This window comes from Mesorhizobium sp. P2_F8, assembly GCF_056403655.1.
This window is the reverse complement of sequence record NZ_JBFUFB010000005.1, coordinates 19509-41086: the sequence shown is the minus strand read 5'-3', so window position 1 is coordinate 41086 and position 21578 is coordinate 19509. Positions and strand designations below refer to the sequence as shown.

Genomic DNA, 21578 nt, shown 5'->3' with positions numbered 1-21578 from the left:
GGTTCCAACGCATTTCTCACGAGCGGCGGAGGAGATTACCCGGACGAGGCAGCCCTTGTCTCAGGAGGAGGATGCTATGCTGCACCCGAACGAGTGGCCCATCTGGCATGATGATCTCGGGCAGAACCCGCGGCTGTGGAATGCGGTTGCGCCGCAACGCCACGAAATTGCACTCGCGCGCTATCTTGAGAAGCAGCGGGCTGGCCGAGAATCAACGGTCCGCTCGTTCGATCTTCGGACCGCGACGATCCGCGCATGTGTGCTGATAGCAGATGCCGGGAGGGACTTTCTCAGGCGCTTGGTCGCTCCCGTCGGAGCGCCAAGAACTCACCGTCGCTAACCGGGTCAGCATCATTCAGCAGTCCAGCGATCGCCGGAGCTGTGCAACAACGCGCTCATGATGATGAGCAGCGACGGCACCTGGCAGTGCCTTGTGAGCCGAACCAGGCTGAAGGCGTGTTCGTAGCCCCTGTCCTGCACTCCATAAAGGGCCGAAGGTCCTTGGGGATCACAAGCCTGGTGGACAGCGGCCGTCTCGATTTCCGTCTTGCGACGTCATCTGTAACGACAGAATGACGGAACGCGTAGCGCGCCAATGGCTTCAGCGATTTCAACGGGATGAACTGGTGCTGCGAGAGAGGATTGAACTCTCGACCTCTCCCTTACCAAGGGAGTGCTCTACCACTGAGCTACCGCAGCCGCCGATGGCGGGGCTTCTGCCATATCGAACCGGCAAGCGCAAGGCCAAGTGCAACGCTTCTGTGAAAGCCTTTGCCGGATCGCTTTTGATGACATGGCGGCGCCACAATGTTGGCTATCCCTGAATAGCGGGCTGGTTGGTCGCGGGACAATGAACGACAAGACAATTCCACTGAAAAAGGGCGGCACGAACCGCAAGGACCGGCTCGCCGAGCAATTGCGCGCCAATCTACAGAAGCGCAAGGCGCAGTCGCGCTCGCGCCGCACCGGCGAAGCCGACCAACGACCGGACGGGCTCGGCTCGGCGAAGGAAATGCAGAAAGATTAACTCAAATCGACCACTCTTGGACCGGAGCGGGCGAAATCCTATTTCTTGAACCAGACCGGCCAATGGTCTAGAGGGGCCGATACTCAACCGATTGAACCGGCTTTTTTGGCCGAGAGGGACGTTTTTCCATGGATCGCATCAGAATTGTCGGCGGCAACAAGCTTGCCGGAAGCATTCCGATCTCGGGCGCCAAAAACGCCGCCCTTCCCCTGATGATCGCCTCGCTCCTGACCGACGACACGCTGACGCTGGAAAACGTGCCGCATTTGGCCGATGTCGAGCAGCTGATCCGCATCCTCGGCAATCACGGCGTCGACTATTCGGTCAATGGCCGCCGCGAGAAGCAGAATGAGGGCTATTCGCGCACCATCAATTTCTCGGCCCGCAACATCGTCGACACCACGGCCCCCTATGAGCTGGTGTCGAAGATGCGCGCGTCGTTCTGGGTGATCGGGCCGCTGCTGGCGCGCATGGGCGAGGCCAAGGTGTCGCTGCCGGGCGGTTGCGCCATCGGCACGCGCCCAGTCGATCTTTTCCTCGAAGGCCTGCAGGTGCTGGGCGCCGATATCGACGTCGACACCGGCTACGTCATCGCCAAGACCCGGAACGGCCGACTTGTCGGCAACCGCTACGTGTTCCCGAAGGTCTCGGTCGGCGCCACCCATGTGCTGATGATGGCGGCGTCGCTGGCCAAGGGCGAGACGGTGCTTGAAAACGCCGCCTGCGAGCCCGAGATCGTCAACCTCGCCGAGTGCCTCAACGCCATGGGCGCGAAGATTTCCGGCGCCGGCACGCCAACCATCACCATCGATGGCGTCGAATCGCTGTCGGGCGCCCGCGTGCGCGTCATTCCCGATCGCATCGAGACCGGCACCTATGCCATGGCCGTCGCCATGACCGGCGGCGACGTGGTGCTCGAAGGCGCACGCCCCGAACTGCTGCAGACCGCGCTCGACGTGATTTCGCAGACCGGCGCCGAGATCACGCCGACCAATTCCGGCATTCGCGTCAGGCGTAACGGCGCAGGCATCTCGCCGGTCGATGTGACGACGGCGCCATTCCCGGCCTTCCCGACCGATCTGCAGGCGCAGTTCATGGGCCTGATGACCATGGCCAAGGGCAAGTCGCGCATCACCGAGACGATCTTCGAAAACCGCTTCATGCATGTGCAGGAGTTGGCCCGGCTCGGCGCCCACATCACGCTTTCGGGCCAGACGGCGATCGTCGACGGCGTGCCGAAGCTGAAGGGTGCGCCGGTCATGGCGACCGATCTTCGCGCTTCGGTCTCGCTGGTCATCGCCGGCCTGGCGGCTGAGGGCGAGACGACGGTCAACCGCGTCTATCATCTCGACCGCGGCTTCGAGCGGCTGGAAGAAAAGCTGTCCAATTGCGGCGCGGTGATCGAGCGGATTTCGGCGTAGCCAATCGCCAGGCCTCGCGGCGCGGCTGCGCGGACGGGAAAGACCCGCCTGGAGCCTGTTTCATCTCGACTAAGGTCGAGATGAGGCTCCAGATTCCTGTCTGAGCATGATCTTTTGCGAAAACCGGTTTCCACTTTTCGGGATCATGCTCTAACAGAAGGCTGAACAATCAACCTTCAGGTGCGAAATCCGCATGACCGCCCTTAAGCTTATCGCACTCGACGACCAGGATCTGAGCATCGTTTCGGCCCATCTCCAGGATGCCGTGATGAAGGTCTCGGACCTCGAGTTTCTGCCTTCGGCAAAGCGTTTCGTGCTGACCATGAACCGCTTTGTCTGGGAGGCCAAATCCAGCCTGTTTCGCCAGCACAATGAGCGGCGGCAGGCGGTGCTGCATTTCGACCGCGTGCTCGGCGCCAAGACCAATGGCATTGCCCGAGACAAGCCGGCCGAGGTCCTGTCGCTTTTGGCGGTCAGTTTCATCGAGATCAGCAAGCCGGCCGGCATCGTCGAGCTGATCTTTTCGGGCGGCGGCACCATCATGCTCGATGTCGAGTGCATCGAGGCCCGCCTTGCCGACATCGGCGGCGCGTGGGAAGCCACCTCGCGTCCCGTCCACAAGGCTTGAGCGTCCGATGGCCATCACGCTTCGTCAGTCCGATGCCGATTTCGAGCAGCGTTTCGCCGCCTTCCTTCTGACCAAGCGAGAGGTGTCGGCCGATGTCGATGCCGCGGTGCGCGACATCATCGCCCGCGTGCGCGCCGAGGGCGACGCGGCGCTGATCGACTACACCAGGAAATTCGACCACGCCGACCTCGGAAGTCTCGGCATTGCCGTATCAAAGGACGACATCGCCCGGGCTTACAAGGCCGCCGACCCTAAGACGATCGAGGCGCTGGAATTCGCGCGCGACCGCATCCGCTCGCATCATGAGCGGCAGCGGCCCAGGGATGATCGCTATACGGACGCCGCCGGCGTCGAGCTCGGCTCGCGCTGGACGGCGATCGAGGCAGTCGGGCTCTATGTACCGGGCGGCACCGCGAGCTATCCAAGCTCGGTGCTGATGAACGCCATACCGGCTGGGGTGGCGGGCGTCGAACGCATCGTCATGGTCGTGCCGGCGCCTGGCGGCATCATCAATCCGCTGGTGCTGGTGGCGGCTGATATCGCTGGCGTGTCGGAAATTTATCGTGTCGGCGGCGCGCAGGCGATCGCCGCCCTTGCCTACGGAACCGAAACGATCAAGCCCGTGGCCAAGATCGTCGGTCCCGGCAATGCCTATGTCGCTGCGGCCAAGCGCCAGGTGTTCGGCACCGTCGGCATCGACATGATCGCCGGGCCCTCGGAAGTGCTCGTCGTGGCCGACGGCAGCAACGATCCGGACTGGATCGCCGCCGACCTGCTAGCCCAGGCCGAGCACGATGCGTCGGCGCAGTCGATCCTGGTCACCGACGATCCGGCCTTCGGTCGTGCCGTCGAAAAGGCCGTGGAACGCCAGTTGCAGAGCCTGCCGCGCGCCGAGACGGCAGCGGCGAGCTGGCGCGATTTCGGCGCGGTGGTCGAGGTCGCCACGATCGACGCCGCGCTGCCGCTGGTCGACCGCATCGCCGCAGAACATGTCGAACTTGCCATCGACGATGCTGAAGGGTTTCTGGCGCGGATGCGCAATGCCGGTGCCGTGTTTCTCGGCCGCCACACGCCGGAGGCCATCGGCGACTATGTCGGCGGCTCCAACCACGTGCTGCCCACGGCACGCTCGGCGCGCTTCTCGTCGGGCTTATCCGTGCTCGACTTCGTCAAGCGCACCTCGATCCTGAAGCTTGGACCGGAGCAGCTGCGGATTTTGGCGCCGGCGGCGATTGCGCTCGCCAAGGCGGAAGGCCTCGATGCGCACGGCCGCTCCGTCGCCATACGGCTGAACATGTAGGCCGCCATGTCGGACTCCGATCAAACCCGCGCCAGGCTGATCGATGTCGAACTCGATGAATCGATCGGCCGTTCGACGCCCGATGTCGAGCATGAGCGTGCGGTGGCGATCTTCGACCTGATCGAGGAGAACAGTTTTCAACCCGTCAATGACAGCGGCCCCGGGCCATACCGGCTGAAGCTGTCACTGGCCGAGCAACGCCTGGTCTTTGCCGTGGCGCGCGAGGACGGGGATGCCGTCGTCACCCACATCCTGTCGCTGACGCCGCTCAGGCGCATCGTCAAGGATTACTACATGATCTGCGAAAGCTATTACGACGCCATCCGCTCCTCGACGCCGAGCCATATCGAGGCGATCGACATGGGCCGCCGCGGCCTACACAATGAGGGCTCGCAAACGCTGATGGACCGGCTGGCCGGCAAGATCGACATCGATTTCGATACGGCGCGCCGGCTGTTCACGTTGGTCTGCGTGCTCCACTGGCGGGGCTAGCCCTGGCTGCCCTGCCCCGCTCGATCCTGTTCCTGTGCGGCATGAACGCCGTGCGCTCGCCAATGGCCGAACAGCTGGCGCGGCGGGCGCTGCCGGCCACTGTCTTCGTCGCCTCGGCCGGCGTTCGCGCTGGCGAGCGCGATCCGTTCGTCGATGCGGTGCTGGCCGAGGAAGGGCTGTCGCTGGGCGAGCGTCACCCAAGGACGATGGACGATCTCGAGGACGACTATTTCGACCTCATCGTCACGCTGGCGCCGGAAGCACACCACGCGGCGCTCGAACTCACCCGCTCGCTCGCGGTCGAGGTCGAATACTGGCCGACGCCGGACCCGACCGACGCCGCCGGCACGCGCGAACAGATCATGGCCAGCTATCGCGACGTGCGCGAGCGGCTGAAAGCACGCATAGATCGACGTTTTTTGCTTCCAGAAGCAAAAAACGAGACGGATTAAGCGTGTTCACAAGCGGGCGTTTATCATATAGGTTCCGCCGAAATTCCGGCCAGGGCGCTGGAACTACCATCCAAGCAAAGGTATCGAATGCCGAAGGAAGAAGTCCTCGAGTTTCCGGGTGTCGTGACGGAATTGTTGCCCAACGCGATGTTCAGGGTGAAACTCGAAAACGAGCACGAGATCATCGCCCATACAGCCGGCCGCATGCGCAAGAACCGCATCCGCGTGCTGACCGGCGACAAGGTTCTGGTCGAGATGACGCCATACGACCTGACCAAGGGCCGCATCACCTATCGTTTCAAGTAAGCAAAGCCCGACTGGTCCGCGATGAGCATTTTGCAGAAGCTGGTGCTTGCCTCGGGTTCGCCGCGCCGGATCGAGCTCTTGCAGCAGGCCGGCATCGAGCCGGACCGCGTGCTGCCGGCCGATGTCGACGAGACGCCGCTGCGGGCCGAGCATCCGCGCTCTCTGGCCAAGCGGCTGTCGAAGGAAAAGGCCGAGAAGGCATTCGCCTCGCTGACGGCCGAGGCCGACTATGCGCCTGGCTTCGTGCTGGCAGCCGATACGGTGGTCGCCGTCGGGCGGCGCATCCTGCCCAAGGCTGAAACCCTCGACGACGTCGCCAATTGCCTCGGGCTGCTGTCGGGCCGTTCGCACCGGGTCTATTCCGGCATCTGCCTGATCACGCCGGGCGGCAAATTGCGCCAGCGACTGGTCGAGACGCGGGTGCGCTTCAAGCGGCTGCCGCGCGAGGAAATCGACGCCTACGTGGCCTCGGGTGAATGGCGCGGCAAGGCCGGCGGCTATGCCGTCCAGGGTCTCGCCGGCGCCTTCGTCGTCAAGCTGGTCGGTTCCTACACCAACATCGTCGGCCTGCCTCTCTACGAGACAGTGGCGCTGCTTGCCGGCGAAGGCTTCAAGGTGCATCGCGGCTGGCAGGTGGGAGCCCGGCTGTGAGCCTGGACGACAAGGTCACGCCGCTGCGGCCGAAGCGCCCCTGCCCCGAATGCGGCAAGCCCTCGGCGCGCGAGACCTATCCGTTCTGCTCGACGCGCTGCAAGGACATCGACCTCAACCGCTGGCTGAAGGGCGCCTATGTCATCTCCGCCCGCGACGACGAGGAAGAAACGGACGCCGACGAGCCTAAGTGAGGCCAGACTGCCGGGAGCGACCCATCAAGCCGCCTCGGTCATGCGCCCCACACGCGCCCAGGCCGGCAGCCAGTCGCCGTGGGCGGCGAGGAGATCATCGACCAGTGACCAGATCTGGTCGAGATCGAGCTCGGCTGCGGTGTGCGGATCCATCATCGCGGCATGATAGATGTGCTCGCGGTTTTCGTCGATCAGCGCCCGTACCGTCAGTTCCTGGACATTGATGTTGGTGCGGATCAGCGCCGTCAGCTGCGGCGGCAGATCGCCGATGTAAGTCGGCTGGATGCCGGAGGCGTCGACCAGGCACGGCACTTCGGCGGCGCAATCGCGGGGCAGCGAAGTGATGCAGCCATTGTTGCGGACATTGCCGTAGATCACCGAGGGTTCGCCCGTCCACACCGAGTTCATGATCGAGGAGGCATACTCCTTCGACTCCTCAACCTCGATGCGTTGGGCCGAGCGGTAGGCCTGCGCCTGGTCTTTCCAGCGCTCTATCTGCTCGATGCAGCGTTTGGGATATTCGTCGAGCGGAATGCCGTATTTCTCGATCAAATCGGGGCGGCCTTCCTTGATGAAATAGGGCGTGTATTCGGCGAAATGCTCCGAGCTTTCGGTGACGAAATAGCCTAGCCGCGTCAGCATCTCGTAGCGCACCTTGTTGGGGCAGCGCGGATTCCAGCCGGGCTTGGGCGCGCGGCCTTCGCGATAGGCGCGCACGAGATCGGGATAGAGGTCGCGGTAGGAACCGTCGGGCTGGCGATGCTCGAATTTCAGGTAAAAGGCCATGTGGTTGATGCCGGCCGAGCGATAGCGGATCTCTTCGTAGGGAAGGTCGAGATCGTGGGCCAGCTCCATTGCCGTGCCCTGCACCGAATGGCAGAGGCCGACCTGCCTGATCTCAGGATATTTCTCTGATATCGCCCAGGTGTTGATCGCCATCGGGTTGACGTATTGCAGCATGATTGCCTGCGGGCAGACGGCGAGCATGTCCTCGCAGATCTTCCACAGATGCGGGACGGTCCTCAAGCCGCGCATGATGCCGCCGACGCCAAGCGTGTCGGCGATCGTCTGGCGCAGGCCGTATTTCTTCGGCACTTCGAAGTCGGTGACCGTGCAGGGCTCATAGCCGCCGATCTGGAAGGCGACGACGACGAAGTCGGCGCCCGCTAGCGCCTTGCGCTGGTCGGAATGGGTCTCGACCTTCGCCTTGACGCCGAGCGTCGCGATCAGCTTGTTGACGACGATCGCGCTCTCTTCGAGCCGCTGGGGATTGATGTCCATCAGCGCGATCGTCGCGCCCGAAAGCGATGGGCGCTGCAGCACGTCGCCGACAATGTTCTTCATGAACACCGTCGAGCCGGCGCCGATGAATGTGATCTTGGGATTTCTTGCCACGCTAACCTCCGGCATATGTTCAAGCCACATCGAAAGCGGCCCTGACGAGCCGTTCGGTGTAGGCGGTCTTGGGATTGGTGAGGACCTCGTCGACGGGGCCCTGTTCGACGATCTTGCCGTGCTGCATGACGATGACGCGGTGGCACAGCGCGCGCACCACCTTGAGGTCGTGCGAGATGAACAGGTAGCTCAAGCCACGCTCGTCCTGCAGCTTGCGCAGGAGGTCGATGATCTGCGCCTGGACGGAGAGGTCCAGCGCTGATGTCGGCTCGTCGAGCAGGATGAATTCGGGCTCGAGCGCGATGGCGCGGGCGATCGCGACGCGCTGGCGCTGACCGCCCGAGAATTCGTGCGGGAAACGCGACAGGATATCGCCCGGCATGCCGGCACTGACCAGCGCCTCGCGCACCCGGTCGACCCGCTCGGCCCGCGTCGCGCCTATGCTGTTGACGACCAGCCCTTCCTCGATGATCTGGCCGATCGTCATGCGCGGATTGAGCGAAGAGAAAGGATCCTGGAAAACGATCTGCATGCGCGCGCGCAGTGGCCGCATCTCGTTGCGTGACAGGCCCTGGATCGGTTGGCCGTCGAAACGGATTTCGCCGCGCTTGGTGTCGATCAATCTCAGCAGCGCCTGGCCGAATGTGGTCTTGCCGGAACCGGATTCGCCGACAAGCCCCAGCGTCTCATGGCGGCAAAGCTTGAGGCCGAGATCGTCGACGGCGACCAGCTCGCGCCAGTCCGGCCTCAGGAAACTGCCGTGACGCAGCATGAAGCAGACGCGCACATCATTCGCTTCGAGGATGGCGCCGCTACCCTCGGGAAGCGGTTGCGGACGCCCACGCGGCTCCGCGGCGAGCAGCCGCTGCGTGTAGGGATGCTGTGGGTCCGCAAACAGCCGTTCGGTGACGTTGTGCTCGCACATCGCGCCATGCTGCATGACATAGACATAGTCGGAGAATTTGCGCACCACGGTGAGATCGTGGGTGATCAGGATCACCGCCATCCGCAGTTCTTTTTGCAGATTGCGGATCAGGTTCAGGATTTGCGCCTGGACGGTGACGTCGAGCGCGGTGGTCGGCTCATCGGCAATCAACACGTCAGGATCGTTGGCCAGCGCCATGGCGATCATTACGCGCTGCCGCTGACCGCCCGAAAGCTGATGCGGATACTGTTTGAGCCGCGCCTCCGGCTCGGGGATCTGGACATGCCGCAAGAGTTCGAGCGCCCGTGCCCAGGCCTGCCTGCGGCTCACCTTGCGGTGCACCCGGATCGCCTCGACGATCTGGCTGCCGACCGTATAGATCGGGTTGAGCGAGCTCATCGGCTCCTGGAAGATCATCGAGATGCGGTTGCCGCGCAGCTTGCGCCGCTCGCTCTCGGGGAATTTCAGGATGTCCTGGCCATCGTAACAGATGCTCGATTTCGGCGACACGGCGGCCCGGCGCGACAGCAGCCCCATGACGGCGCGCGCCGTCACCGACTTGCCCGAACCGGATTCGCCGACGATGGCGATCGTCTCGCCGCGATAGAGCTGGAACGAGATGTCCTTGACCGCTTCGACAACGCCGTGCTCGACCTTGAAGGCGACCTCGATGTTGCGGGCGTCGATGATGGGCTGGTCCTGGCGCCCGTCATGGTCATGACGAACGGTGGGGGCGAAGGATTCGGCGAGTGCGACGGTCATCCCAGCCACCTCAATACGGATCGACGGCATCGCGCAGGCCGTCGCCCAGCGCGTTGAAGGCAAAAACGGTGACGAGCACGAAACCGACCGGCGACAGGATCCAGGGATAGGTGCCGATAACGGAATAGGTCGCGGTGTCCTGCAGCATCAGGCCCCACGAGATCAGCGGAGGCTTGACCGCAAAGCCGAGGAACCCGAGGAAGCATTCGAGCAGCACCACCGTCGGGATCGCCAAGGTGACGGCGACAATCACGTGGCTCATCACATTGGGCAAGATGTGCTGCAGGATGATGCGCCGGTCGGTGGCGCCGACCGCCATTGCGGCGCGCACATACTCGATGCGCGCCAGCGCCAACGTCTTGCCACGCACCTCGCGCGACATCTGCGCCCAGCCCAGCGCCGACATGACGACAATGACAAAGGCGAGGAAGACATTGGTCGGCGCGGTGACGGGGATCAGCGTCGTCAGCGCAAGATAGAGCGGCAGCTGCGGGAAGGCGAGCACCAGTTCGACGAAGCGCTGCATCCAGATATCGAACCGGCCGCCGAAATAGCCGGAAACCATGCCCACGGTGGTGCCGATGACGGTGATGATGAAGACGACCGTCAGCGCGATCATCAGCGAGACGCGCGAACCATGTATGGCGCGCGACAGGATATCGCGGCCGAACTTGTCGGTACCGAGGAAATGCACCGGCTGGCCGTCCATCGAGGCGAAGAAATGCCGGTCCGCCGGGACCAGCCCGAAGAGCTTGTAGGGCGCGCCTTCGACAAAGAAGCCAAGCAGTCTCGGATGGTCGTAGTCGGGGCCGACGACGGGCTGGAAGGTGACCGGATCGAGGTCGGCCGAATCGGCCAGCGCATAGACCCGTGGCCGCGCGACGAAATTGCCGTCCTTGTCGTGGAAGGAGGGCAGTTGCGGCGGAGCGAAGCCGACATCGGTCGCCTTCGGGTCCATCGGCGCCAGGAATTCGGCGAACACGGCCATCACCAACAACAGAACGACGAGCCCAAGCCCGGCCATGCCGGTCCAGGAGCGCTTCAACCGACGCCAGACGAGCGCAATATAGCTCTCATTGCCACGCGCCGGTCTGGCGACGATGGGTCCTTCCGCCGGCAGCGGTGGAGGTGATGGATCGCGGGCCAGCATCTAGCTCTCTCCGTATTGGCGGATGCGCGGGTCGAGCAGGACGAGCAGCATGTCGGCGATGATGTTGCCGACGATCAGTGTCGCCGACAGCACCATCATGAAGGTGGCAGTGACATAGACATCACCGACCGCCATCGAACCGACGATCGCCGGGCCGACGGTCGGCAGCGCGAAGATAATCGCCGTCTCGATCTCGCCGGTGAGCATGTAGGGCAACACCACACCCTGATACATGACGAGTGGATGCAGCGCATTGGGCACGGCGTGCCGCATGACGACGGCGCTACCGGTCAGGCCCTTGGCTCTCGCCGTCTCGACATATTGCGCGTTAAGCGTATCCAGCAGATTGCCGCGCATGACGCGCATATTGTAGGCGAGGCCGCCGAAAGTGGCGATCGCCACCACCGGCCAGACATGCTTGACCAGGTCGACGAACTTCGCCCAAGACCATGGCGCGCCGCCATATTGCGGCGAGAAGAATGAGCCGATCTCCGACAGGTTGAACTGGAAGACGAGGAGATAGACGATGATCAGCGCCATCAGGAAGCGCGGCACGGTCATGCCGAGGAAGGCGATGGCCGAGAGCGTCGAGTCGATCCACGTGTATTGCCTTGTCGCCGCCCATATGCCGAACGTGATGCCCAGCACCGAGGCGAGCAGATGGCAGACCAGCGCCAGGAGCAGCGTTCTCGGCAGGCGCTCGCCGACGACATCGGCCACCGGCTTGTTGTAGTAGAGGCTATAGCCGAAATCGCCGCGAGTAATGATTCCGCCGATCCAGTTGAGATACTGGACGGGAAGCGGCTTATCGAGGCCGTGTTCGACACGGTAGGCCTGGGCCTGCGCATCGGCCTCGGCGAAGGACGCGCCGCCCTGGTTGATCAGCTGCGAACGGATGTAGTCGGCATAGCCACCAGGTGGCGCCTGGATGATGGCGAAGGTGACAAGGCTCAAGATTGCGAGGACCGGTATTGCCGACGCTATGCGCATAAGCAGGAATCGCAGCATGGACGGTCGGCTTCCTCATTTCGCCGGACGCTCCCATTGAGGGTCGTTCGGAGGGTTGGTTTGCCCCGGCCGCGCCAGCGGCGCGGCCGGGTCTCTCTTGGTCAGGGGAGGTGAACTTACATCGGACCCTTGTCTCCGGGCTTGCCCGGGAGCTCCTGCGGGAACAATTCGTATTTCGCCTGCTTGTCGGCCGCGACGAAGACGCGTTCTCGGACGATCGAATCCTCGGCCCAGTTGAACATGAAGATCGGCGTGCCCTGCGGAATGTTCGAGAAGCGCTTGTTGACGATCAGCGCGCCGGGATATTCCGTCAGGCCGACATTGTAGACGTGTTCGGTCGAGATCTTCTGGAACTCTTTCATCAGGCTGGCGCGCTTGTCGTTGTCCTCTGACGCGACGAACTTGTTGACGATGTCGACGAGATCTTTTTCGAAAGGCATCAGGTCGACCTCGCCGCTTTCCGGCGCACGATGATTCCAGCTGGTTTTCGGGCCGACAGGCGCAAGCTGTTCGGTGTTCTGCACAACCGAGGTCAGTTCCTGGTCGTTGCGCCGGATCAACCAGTCGAAACGGCCGGAATATTGCGAGGCGTCGCGCTGGGTACCGTTGAGGCCGTTCAGCACGACCCTCAAGCCCAGCTTTTCCATTTGCGCGACGACACCTTCGGCAAGGCTTTTGTCGGTGCCGTAGTCGTTGTTGACCAGCATCACGATCTCGACGTTCTTGCCGCCGGCTGTGCCCGCCGGGAAGTTCACGAAACCGTCGCCGTCGGTATCCTTGAGGCCGGCCTTGGCGAGTTCGGCCTTGGCGCCCGCGAGGTCGAATGGATAGTAGACGGTGGACTTGCGGTCATAGAAGCTTGTGCCCGAGGAGAAGCCGCCGGGATAGATGGCGGTGAACGGCCCCTTGACCAGGGAGTCGCCCAGTGCCTTGCGGTCGAGTGCCATGGTGACCGCCTTGCGGAAGTCCTCATTGCGGTTCAGCTCACGGACTGCCTGGCTGCGCTCGTCCGGGTTGCCCCAGCCATTGGCGGAATAGTTCAGGCGCAGATTGTAGCCGATGAGGCGTGGACCAAAGGCGAGCCGTGCCGGCGCGTTGGCTTCAGCGGCGCGCTTCAGCGAGGCGACAAAGTTTTCCGGCTGCTCAAGGTTGGAGAAGTCGCCCGAGCCGGCGACCGCCTGGACGTCGCGGTCGGCCCAGGTCGACAGCTTGTACTGCAGTTCGTTGAGATAGGGCAGCTGGTTGCCCTTTTCGTCGACCTTCCAGTAGTAGGGGTTGCGGCGCATGACGATGATGTCGTCCGGCCGGTATTCGACCGGCACCCAGGCGCCCATCACCGGCATGTTCATATATTCCGGCGGAAAGGCGTTCTTGAACTGGTCGTAGGTGTTCTTCGAATATTTCGGATGCTGCGGCTTCAATATGTGCTCGGGGCCGGGGCAGAAGGTACCATAGGCCATGGCGTAGAGGTACTGTTTCGGGAAGGCGTCCTTGAAGGTCCACTCGACGGTGTAGTCGTCGATCTTCTTCAGCGTCGTGCCGACACCGAAGGTTTCCGGCGTCGCGCCGTTCAACGGGGAGACGTTGGGATCAACGACCTCGTCGTCCCAGTAGAACATGACGTCGTCGGCGTTGAATGCCACGCCGTCAGACCATTTGGCGCCCTCGATCAGATGCATGGTCAGCTTGTGGCCGTCCTTCGACCAATCCCAGCTTTTGGCAAGGTTCGGCAGCGGCTCGGTGTCCTTGGCTTCGACCTGGAACAGTGGCGCCGTGCGCGTCAGACATTCGGAAAGGCCAATATCGATGCCGCCCCAGCCTTGCGTCTGGCCGGCACCATAGTTCCAGCCTTCCGGCCGGCCGCCGATGACATGGCGCATCGTATCGCCATAGACGCCCACGCCGTCAGGCATGTTGGCCGTCTTGAAGACCAGCGGCTCCTTGGGCAGCCTGTCCTTCACCGGCGGCAGCTTGCCGGTCTTGACGTATTTTTCAGTCAACCAATCCGGCTCATGATATTCCGGAAGGGCTTTGAACTCCAGGATGGAGTCACGCGCGACGTATTTGATCTTGCCCTCGGCTGGAAAAGTCGCCGGCACCGGCGGGACTGTCGGCTCTGAAGCGAAAGCGTTGAGTGCCGGAACCGAGACGCTCAGCGCCAGTCCGGCAGCAAGACTGATATTGCGTAAATTCCTCACTGTCTCTCTCCCTCTTGTTTGTTCCGGAGCTTTTATACCTGCTCCGCTTCTCCTCGAATCCAAACGACTTCGTGGCAGTGGATCCGCCTCCCGTAGATCCACCATCACCGCATGAAATTTCAGCCGGCTTGTTTCAGCGCGGCTTTTTCGGCGCGCAATTCCTCGATCGAGCGCACGCTGCGCCGCGCCGCGCCGGCCCATTCGCGGGTCTTGACTTCGGATGTCGACAGCCGCGCCCTGGCGGCCGGAACCGCGTGGGCATATTGCGGCAGCCAGGCTGCCTGGGCGACGACCATTTCGTCGACCATCTGCCAGACCTCCTCCGGGGTTGAAACCGCGCCGACCAGCGGGTCATGCAATACGGCGAGCTTGAGCAGATCGATGTCGCCGGCGATAGCGGCATGGACCGACATGCGCTGGACGTTGATCGAGGAGATGCAGGTGGCCGCACAGGCTTCCGGCAAGGTGATGCCGGCGGCCATGTTGATGCCGAAGCGGTCGACGAAACCGGGCGACTCGATGATGGCGTCCTGCGGCAGATTGGTGATCACGCCATTGTTCTTGACGTTGAAGTGGCCGCGATAGACGCGGTTGGTCTCCAGCGCCTCCAGGATGTGACTTGCATGCTCGTTGGAGCGTTTTTTGGGATCGATCGGCTGTGATGCCGCTTCGAGGAACTGCGGGTATTCCGTTTCGAACCAGTTGCGGGTTTCGGTCGAGTAGCGGAGATAGCCGCCCGTCTCGCCATGGATCCAATCGGACATATCGATCCAACGCGTGATCTCGTCGGGCCGTTTGCGGTACCAGGGCAGATATTCGGAAAGATGGCCGTTGCTTTCGGTCGAATAGACACCGAAGCGCTTCAAGACATCGATGCGCAGCTTCTCCTGCCTGGAATAGACCGGATGCGCCTCGAAGGCGGCGACCAGTTCGTCCTTGCCGATCTCGCGGCCGTTGAGGCGCAGATCGATGAACCAGGTCTGGTGGTTGATGCCGGAGCAGACATAGTCGAGTTCCTGTCTGGACTTCGCGCCCAGCACCTCGGCGATCTGCTCGGCGCCGTGCTGGACACCGTGGCAGAGCCCAACGGTGTCGACCTTGCCGTACTCGATCGCAGCCCAGGTGTTCATCGCCATCGGGTTGGCGTAGTTCAGGAATTTGGCGTTCGTCTCGGCAACCTCACGTATGTCCTTGCAGAAATCCAGGATCACCGGAATGTTGCGCTGGCCATAGAGAATGCCGCCGGCGCAGATCGTATCACCGACGCATTGGTCGATGCCGTATTTCAGGGGAATCCTGATATCGTCGGCATAGGCTTCGAGGCCGCCGACCCGCACGCAGCTGATGACATAGCGTGCGCCTTCGATTGCCTTGCGGCGGTCGGTGGTCGCCGTCACCTTGGTCGGCAGTCTGTTTGCCTCGACAATCCTGTCGAGGATCGCCTTGATCATCTCAAGATTGTGCGCGCTGACGTCGGTTAGCGCGAATTCTATGTCGGTGAATTCGGGCACGCACAGGATGTCGGTGAACAGCTTCTTGGTGAAACCGACGCTGCCGGCACCGATGATAGCGATTTTGAAACTCATCAGCCGGACCTCATTTCGTTCGAATGGCAGGCAAGGAACGACAAGGGAAGGTTCAGCCACATACCATGACATGTATGCGCGACAGACCGGAATCCGGCCTGCCAACCTCCCTGTCCGCTCCTCGATTGCGGATCTCTCTCGCTTTTCGAGGGGGAGTATGCGCTTATTCGCGAGCACGACCAGAGAAGGATTGTGCTTTCAAGGGTAATTTTGTGCTGCAGGATTTGATAGCCAACGGACAGTCCATGCGCACGATCTCGCTGCCGCGTGGCCGCCAGCGCCTGCACGCCATGCCGACGAGCACGGGCTATGAAGTGCGCGAGGACGAGATCTACGACTGGGACGGGCGCAAGCGCGGCCAGACACCGTTCACCGTGCTCCAGCACACGATCAGCGGGACCGGCCGGCTGCGCTATGAGAACCGGAACTACCGCCTGCAGAAGAACGACACATTGCTGGTGCTGGTGCCGCACAACCACCGCTACTGGCTGGCCAAGGATGAACGCTGGGAATACTTCTGGATTTCGATGAACGGAGATGAGGCGCTTCGCATCCACAAATCCATACTCGGCACCTCGGGTCCGGTGTTTCGGTTGCAGCCGGCGACGATCGACCATCTTGCCGATTGCAGCCTGCGCCTCATTAAGGGCGCCGCATCGCCGGGTGCTGCTTCCGCCGTCGCCTACGAAGCCGCGATGGCGCTCTATGACGATGTCTTCGGCTCGCATGCCTTTGCCGAAAAACAGAGTGCGATGCAGCCGGTCATCGATCACATCAGTGCCAATCTCGACAAGCCGCTGCAGGTGGCGGACCTGGTCCAGATCAGTGGCCTCAGCCGGGCCCATTTCTCACGCTGTTTCGCCGAGAGCGAGGGCCTGCCGCCCGCCGAGTTCGTGCTGCAGCAGCGCCTGCAACGCGCGGCGAAGCTGCTGACCAAGGTGGACTTCCTGCCGGTGAAGGAAGTCGCCATCCTGTGCGGCTTCGACGACGCTAATTATTTTTCGAAGGTCTTCCGCCGCTGCTATGGCATCACGCCCAGCCAATTCCGCACCACCGGCATGTATGCCAGCATGAGAACCCCGGCCAGACGCGGCGCCAGCGTGCCGGACGACGAGACCTGACGCCGCCTTGGGATCGTGGTTTCATGCATGTCGACCAAAACCGCCGCGCACTTCTGGGCGACATGCATCAGGCAGCGTGCAGCCTGCCGCCATCCAGCCATTCGAGATCGGCCGGCGAAAGCGTGATGTCGAGTGCGCGCAGGCTGTCATCCAACTCGCCCAGTGTGCGTGGCCCGATCAGCGGAATCGATGGGAAAGGCTGATTTAGCACATAGGCCAGTGCAATATGGATCGGGCTCTTGCCCAGCCGCGCGGCAAGTTCGATCGCCCGGTCGCGGCGGCCGAAATTCCGCTCTGAGTACCAGACCCGCACCAGTTCCTCATTGTCGTGCCTGTCGCGGCCGGCGCGGTCGGTGAAGAAGCCGCGCCCCTGGCTCGACCAGGCGAAGTTCGGCATCTGCCGGGCGGCCAGCCACGTCTTCCACGCATCGGTCGAGGACGTCACGCAGCCGGCCCAGATCGGCTCCAGCATTTCGGCCAGCGAGAAGTTGTTGGACAATGCGCCGGGCTTCTGTTTGCCGGTCCGCTCTGCATAGGCAATAGCCTCGTCCATACGTTCCATCGTCCAGTTCGAGCCGCCGAACGGGCCGCGGATGCGGCCTGCCTTCACCTCGCGATCCATCGCATCGATGAATTCGCCGACCGGCACATCGGGGTTGTCGCGATGCATGAAATAGACATCGACATGGTCGGTTTGCAGGCGGTCGAGTGACTGGTCAAGCTGCTTGCCGATCACATCGGGATAGCAGAGCGGCGAATGCGCGCCCTTGGCGATGACCACCGATTGCGCGCGCACGCCGCGGTTTTTCAGCCACTCGCCAAGCAGCGCCTCGGTGTAACCGCCGCCGTAGACATAGCCGGTGTCGAAGAGATTGCCGCCGGCCTCGAAAAAGGCATCGAGCAGGATCGACCCGGAAGAAAAGGTGCGGAAATCCTCGAAGCCGAGCGCCACCACGGACGCCGGCTTCGACAGGCCCGGAATGGTGCGCTTGGCGATCGCCGTTCCGCCGGAGCGTAAAGGCCGGCCGGAGATGGTGTTGGTGCGCTGCGGGGCCTTCTCGATCCCGTATTCCAGGCCCGCCGCCGCCCGCCATCTGTCGAGGACGCGCAAGGTGCCGAGACTGTCGGCCCAGTCCATGCCCGGCCAGGCGAATTCCTGGCGCCCGGCGAGGATAGCCTCACCGGCGGCGTCGACCTCGAAAGAATAGACATGGCGCTTTTCGTCGACGCTGATGGTCTCACGCGCGCCATCGGATCCGATCACGTCGATCCGGCCGAGGCCGACGTTGCGGTCGCCGCCGGCGAACCAGAAGTCCGGCACCTCGATGCGGCCCCTGGTGCCGAAGATTCTGAGCACATTGTCCTGGTTGAGCGAGATGCTGCAGGAAACTTCGGCGATGATGCCGCCCGGGAAATGCAGCACCGCCGAAGCCCATTCGTCGACACCGGAGTGGCCAAGGTGGGCCGTACCAACCACCTTGTCCGGCTCGGCGAAGGGGAGTCCCGCCGCCGCCCCGGCAATCAGCCGCGCCATCGAGACCGGATAGCCGCCGACATCCAGAATGCCGCCGCCGGCAAGATCGTTGGCATAGAGCCTATGCTCCGGCATGAAGCCAGGCATGGCGAAGCCGAAACTCGACTTGATCATCCTGATATCGCCGATGACGCCCGATCTGATCAGTTCGACCAGCTTCAGCGTCTGCGGATGCAGCCGGTACATGAAGGCTTCGCCGAGAAAGGTGCCGGCCTTGCGCGCGGCATGGATCATGGCGTCGGCCTCGAAGGCGGTTAGCGCGAGCGGCTTTTCGCAAAGCACGTGTTTGCCCGCTTCCGCCGCCCTGATCGCCCATTGCGCGTGGCCGGGATGCGGTATCGAAATGTAGATGGCGTCGATGTCGGGATCGGCGAGCAAGGCATCGTAGCCATCAACGATGCGGGCGCCGGGGAAACTCTCGGCGAGACCTGGCTTGGCGGGGTTGCGCGCGCCGATGGCAACGAGCTTGCCGGTGCGCGAAGCGGCCGCGCCACCGGCAAAGGCCTGGGCGATGCTGCCCGGGCCGAGAATGCCCCAGCGAATGGGCGTTGTTGAAGTCATTGTCATTCTCCTTGAAGGCTGGAACCGGCGGCCGTCAGCGCAGCCGCAGCCCTTTTTCATCGAACAGGTAGGATTTGCGGATGGAAACGGTGATCTCGGACGCATCGGGAACGTTTGCCGCGTCGCGCTGGATCACCACGTCGTCACCGTTCGCCGTTCTGGCATAGAGAAAACTTGTGCCGCCCAGGTGCTCGACCACGTCGATGCGCACCACAAGGTCGGTGTCGCCCTCTCCGGCGCTGCCGAAATGTTCGGGACGCACCCCGACCATGACCTTGCTCCCTGCTTCGGGTGCGGCACCCGTCAGCGGTTGCGCGATACGGGTCTTCTCCTGACCCGCCAGTTCGACCACGACACCATGTACATCGTGCCCGACAATGCGGCCGCTGATGAAGTTCATCTTTGGCGAGCCGACAAAACCCGCCACGAACTGATTGTCGGGATTGTCATAAAGATCGAGCGGCCGGCCGATCTGCTCGATATGGCCGGCGCGCATCACGACGATCCTGTCGGCGAGTGTCATCGCCTCGGTCTGGTCGTGCGTGACATAGATCATGGTGGTGCCGAGTTCCTTGTGCAGGCGCGATATCTCGACCCGCATCTGCACTCTGAGCTCGGCGTCGAGATTGCTCAGCGGCTCGTCGAACAGGAACACCTGCGGCTCGCGCACGATGGCGCGGCCAATGGCGACGCGCTGGCGCTGGCCGCCCGACAATTGCCTGGGACGTCGCTTCATCAGCTCATTTATGCGCAGGATTTCTGAGGCTCTCTTGACGCGCCGGTCGGTGTCGGCCTTCGGATTGCCGGTCATCCTGAGCCCAAAACTCAGATTCTGTTCGACGCTCATGTGCGGATAGAGCGCGTAGGACTGGAAGACCATGGCGATGCCGCGGTCGGCCGGCTCGACATCGTTGACGAGCTTGCCGCCGATGGCGATCTCGCCGCCGCTGATGTCCTCGAGCCCGGCGATCATCCTGAGCAGCGTCGATTTTCCACAGCCGGAGGGGCCGACGAAGACGACGAACTCGCCATCCTTGACGTCGATGTTGGCGCCATGGACGACCTCGAAGACGCCGAAGCGCTTGATGACATTGTTGAGCGTGACTGTCGCCATGCTGTCCCTTACTTGATCGCGCCGGCGGCGATGCCGGCGATGAAATGGCGCTGCAGAAGCACGAAGACGACAAGCATCGGCACCGTCAGCATCACCGCGCCCGCCATGATGCCGCCCCACGACACCTTGGTGAGGCCGATCAGCGTGCCGAGCGCCACCGGCGCCGTCATCGAACCGGGCTGGCTGTTGATCAGGAGCGGCCACAAATAGTTGTTCCAGGAGGCAAGGAACAGGATGATGGCGAGCGCCGCCAGCATCGGCCGCGCCAAGGGCAGTGCGACGAAGAGGAAGATGCGCCATTCCTTCACCCCCTCGACGCGCGCCGCATCGAAAAGGTCGTCCGGCATCATCGAGAAGCTCTGCCGCATGAACAGCACGCCGAGCGAATTGAACAGCGGCGGCACGATCAGGGCCACCCAGGTGTTGGCAAGCTGGAAATCGCGCGCCACCATGATGAATTGCGGGATCAGCACCACCGCATAGGGCAGCGTGATGGTGCCGAGGATGATGGCGACAACCACGCCCTTGCCGACGAACCTGTAGCGGGCCAGCGCCCAGCCGGCCATCGACGTCAGCAGCACCGACAGGAACGTGTAGGTCACCGCCACGGAGACCGAAATGCCGATGGCGCCGACGAAGTCGGTGTCACGCTGCAGATTGTTGAAATTGTCCATGAAATTGCCATGCGGCAAAAGCTCGATGCCGGGGCTGAAGATGCCGTTGTCCGGCATGGTCGAGAACACCACCATCATCCACAGCGGAAACAGCCAGATCAGCGCCAGCGGCGTCAGGAACAGATGCAGCGCGATGCTGCGTCCCAGCCTGGCGGAGGAAAGCGAACTCATTTCGGTTCCCTCGTCAGCCACAGCTGCACCAGCGTGATCGCGATCGCCAGCCCGGCCATGGTGTAGGCGACGGCCGACGCGTAGCCGAAGTTGAGCGATCGAAACCCCTGGCGGTAAAGCAACAGGCCAAGCGTCTCGGTGCCGCCGCCGGGTCCGCCGCGCTCGGTGATCAGGAAGGGCTCAGTGAACAGCTGCATGGTGCCGATGATCGACAGCACAAGGCAGAACACGATGACCGGCTTCAAGAGCGGCAGAGTGATAAAGAAGAACTGCTTGAGCTTGCTGACGCGGTCGAGCGTCGCCGCCTCGTAGACATCTTCGGGGATGGACTGCATGCCGGCGAGCAGGATGATGGCGTTGTAGCCGGCCCAGCGCCAGGTGACCGCGATCATGATCAGCGCCATCGCCGGCGTGACGTTGGAAAACCAGTCGACGCTGGGCAGGCCGACGCTGTTCAAGAGCTTGTTGATGATGCCGAAATTGAGGTTGAACATCAGCCGGAAGACCGCCGAGTAGGCAACTTCGCCGACCACGACCGGGGCGAAGAAGGCGAAGCGATACAGGCCGCGCGCCTTGAGCAGCGGCGAGTTCAACAGCACCGCCATCACCAATGCCAGCGTGATCATCACCGGCACCTGAATGACGAGGATGAGCAGCGTGTTCTTCAGGGCGTTGAAGAAGGCGGGGTCGCCGATCAACCGGCCCCAGTTGAAGGTGGGCGCGAACCGCCATGGCACGGTACGTGTCGCCTGGAAGGAGATCATGAACGAATCGATGATCGGCCACACCCAGAAGATTGCAAAGATCAGCAGATACGGCGCGAGGAAGCGATACGCCGTGGCATTCTGATAGCGCATTGTAGCCTCCTTTCCGCGTTCAAGGGGGTGGCGCGCCCGTGCCGAGACACG

Annotated in this window: 20 protein-coding genes and 1 tRNA gene; 10 read left to right on the top strand and 11 right to left on the bottom strand. The window is 62.8% G+C overall.

Annotated elements, in window-relative coordinates; genetic code table 11:
- Nucleotides 1-624: 624 nt before the first annotated feature.
- Nucleotides 625-699: transfer RNA gene (locus tag AC1DZP_RS13725), tRNA-Thr, on the bottom strand.
- Between the two features lie 94 nt (nt 700-793).
- Here AC1DZP_RS13725 and AC1DZP_RS13720 point away from each other — a divergent pair.
- From AC1DZP_RS13720 to yacG, 9 genes are all read left to right on the top strand, one after another.
- Complete coding sequence (locus AC1DZP_RS13720) at nt 794-1027, top strand: hypothetical protein (protein ID WP_477303033.1); 234 nt, start codon at nt 794-796, stop codon at nt 1025-1027.
- Nucleotides 1028-1155: 128 nt separating this feature from the next.
- Nucleotides 1156-2448, top strand: coding sequence for a UDP-N-acetylglucosamine 1-carboxyvinyltransferase (gene murA, locus AC1DZP_RS13715; RefSeq protein WP_477225412.1), 1293 nt, complete (start codon nt 1156-1158; stop codon nt 2446-2448).
- A gap of 193 nt (nt 2449-2641) precedes the next feature.
- Complete coding sequence (locus AC1DZP_RS13710) at nt 2642-3076, top strand: DUF2948 family protein (protein WP_477303031.1); 435 nt, start codon at nt 2642-2644, stop codon at nt 3074-3076.
- 7 nt (nt 3077-3083) lie between these two features.
- Nucleotides 3084-4376: a histidinol dehydrogenase gene (gene hisD / locus AC1DZP_RS13705; protein ID WP_477303029.1), complete on the top strand. Its 1293-nt coding sequence runs from the start codon at nt 3084-3086 to the stop codon at nt 4374-4376.
- Between the two features lie 6 nt (nt 4377-4382).
- Nucleotides 4383-4868, top strand: a complete 486-nt coding sequence (locus AC1DZP_RS13700; RefSeq protein WP_095088641.1) for a UPF0262 family protein — start codon at nt 4383-4385, stop codon at nt 4866-4868.
- Nucleotides 4856-5320, top strand: a complete 465-nt coding sequence (locus AC1DZP_RS13695) for an arsenate-mycothiol transferase ArsC (protein WP_477303528.1) — start codon at nt 4856-4858, stop codon at nt 5318-5320. Before AC1DZP_RS13700 ends, AC1DZP_RS13695 begins: the two co-directional genes overlap by 13 nt.
- A gap of 87 nt (nt 5321-5407) precedes the next feature.
- Nucleotides 5408-5626, top strand: coding sequence for a translation initiation factor IF-1 (gene infA / locus AC1DZP_RS13690; RefSeq protein ID WP_006200926.1), 219 nt, complete (start codon nt 5408-5410; stop codon nt 5624-5626).
- Between the two features lie 21 nt (nt 5627-5647).
- Nucleotides 5648-6277, top strand: coding sequence for a Maf-like protein (locus AC1DZP_RS13685; RefSeq protein WP_477303027.1), 630 nt, complete (start codon nt 5648-5650; stop codon nt 6275-6277).
- Nucleotides 6274-6471, top strand: a complete 198-nt coding sequence (yacG, locus tag AC1DZP_RS13680; protein WP_095088647.1) for a DNA gyrase inhibitor YacG — start codon at nt 6274-6276, stop codon at nt 6469-6471. The genes AC1DZP_RS13685 and yacG overlap by 4 nt, the downstream gene beginning before the upstream one ends.
- 24 nt (nt 6472-6495) lie before the next feature.
- Here the strand turns inward: yacG and melA (AC1DZP_RS13675) are convergent, their stop codons facing one another.
- The 6 genes from melA (AC1DZP_RS13675) to melA (AC1DZP_RS13650) form a co-directional block, all read right to left on the bottom strand.
- The gene (gene melA, locus AC1DZP_RS13675; protein ID WP_477303025.1) at nt 6496-7866 is read right to left on the bottom strand and encodes an alpha-galactosidase; all 1371 of its coding nucleotides are present in this window, start codon (nt 7864-7866) and stop codon (nt 6496-6498) included.
- A gap of 19 nt (nt 7867-7885) precedes the next feature.
- The gene (locus tag AC1DZP_RS13670; RefSeq protein WP_457151824.1) at nt 7886-9553 is read right to left on the bottom strand and encodes an ABC transporter ATP-binding protein; all 1668 of its coding nucleotides are present in this window, start codon (nt 9551-9553) and stop codon (nt 7886-7888) included.
- A gap of 10 nt (nt 9554-9563) precedes the next feature.
- Nucleotides 9564-10703: an ABC transporter permease gene (locus AC1DZP_RS13665; protein WP_477303023.1), complete on the bottom strand. Its 1140-nt coding sequence runs from the start codon at nt 10701-10703 to the stop codon at nt 9564-9566.
- Nucleotides 10704-11711: an ABC transporter permease gene (locus tag AC1DZP_RS13660; RefSeq protein ID WP_477303021.1), complete on the bottom strand. Its 1008-nt coding sequence runs from the start codon at nt 11709-11711 to the stop codon at nt 10704-10706. It lies immediately after the preceding gene.
- 116 nt (nt 11712-11827) lie between these two features.
- Entirely contained in the window at nt 11828-13909 is a 2082-nt protein-coding gene (locus tag AC1DZP_RS13655; RefSeq protein ID WP_477303019.1) for an ABC transporter substrate-binding protein, read from the bottom strand.
- Nucleotides 13910-14028: 119 nt separating this feature from the next.
- Nucleotides 14029-15495 carry an alpha-glucosidase/alpha-galactosidase gene (gene melA, locus AC1DZP_RS13650; RefSeq protein ID WP_095088881.1) on the bottom strand — a complete coding sequence of 489 codons (1467 nt, stop codon included), beginning with the start codon at nt 15493-15495 and terminating at the stop codon, nt 14029-14031.
- Nucleotides 15496-15560: 65 nt separating this feature from the next.
- Between melA (AC1DZP_RS13650) and AC1DZP_RS13645 the strand changes: the two genes are divergently transcribed.
- Entirely contained in the window at nt 15561-16616 is a 1056-nt protein-coding gene (locus AC1DZP_RS13645; protein WP_477303017.1) for an AraC family ligand binding domain-containing protein, read from the top strand.
- A gap of 67 nt (nt 16617-16683) precedes the next feature.
- Here the strand turns inward: AC1DZP_RS13645 and AC1DZP_RS13640 are convergent, their stop codons facing one another.
- The 4 genes from AC1DZP_RS13640 to AC1DZP_RS13625 are packed head-to-tail and all read right to left on the bottom strand — an operon-like array spanning nt 16684 to nt 21527.
- Complete coding sequence (locus tag AC1DZP_RS13640) at nt 16684-18711, bottom strand: aldo/keto reductase (protein ID WP_477303015.1); 2028 nt, start codon at nt 18709-18711, stop codon at nt 16684-16686.
- A 34-nt stretch (nt 18712-18745) separates the two neighbouring features.
- Nucleotides 18746-19825, bottom strand: a complete 1080-nt coding sequence (locus tag AC1DZP_RS13635; RefSeq protein ID WP_477303013.1) for an ABC transporter ATP-binding protein — start codon at nt 19823-19825, stop codon at nt 18746-18748.
- An 8-nt stretch (nt 19826-19833) separates the two neighbouring features.
- Nucleotides 19834-20670 (bottom strand): carbohydrate ABC transporter permease, encoded by an 837-nt coding sequence (locus AC1DZP_RS13630; RefSeq protein ID WP_477303011.1) that lies wholly within the window; start codon nt 20668-20670, stop codon nt 19834-19836.
- Nucleotides 20667-21527 carry a carbohydrate ABC transporter permease gene (locus tag AC1DZP_RS13625; protein WP_184872124.1) on the bottom strand — a complete coding sequence of 287 codons (861 nt, stop codon included), beginning with the start codon at nt 21525-21527 and terminating at the stop codon, nt 20667-20669. The genes AC1DZP_RS13630 and AC1DZP_RS13625 overlap by 4 nt, the downstream gene beginning before the upstream one ends.
- Between the last annotated feature and the right edge of the window lie 51 nt (nt 21528-21578).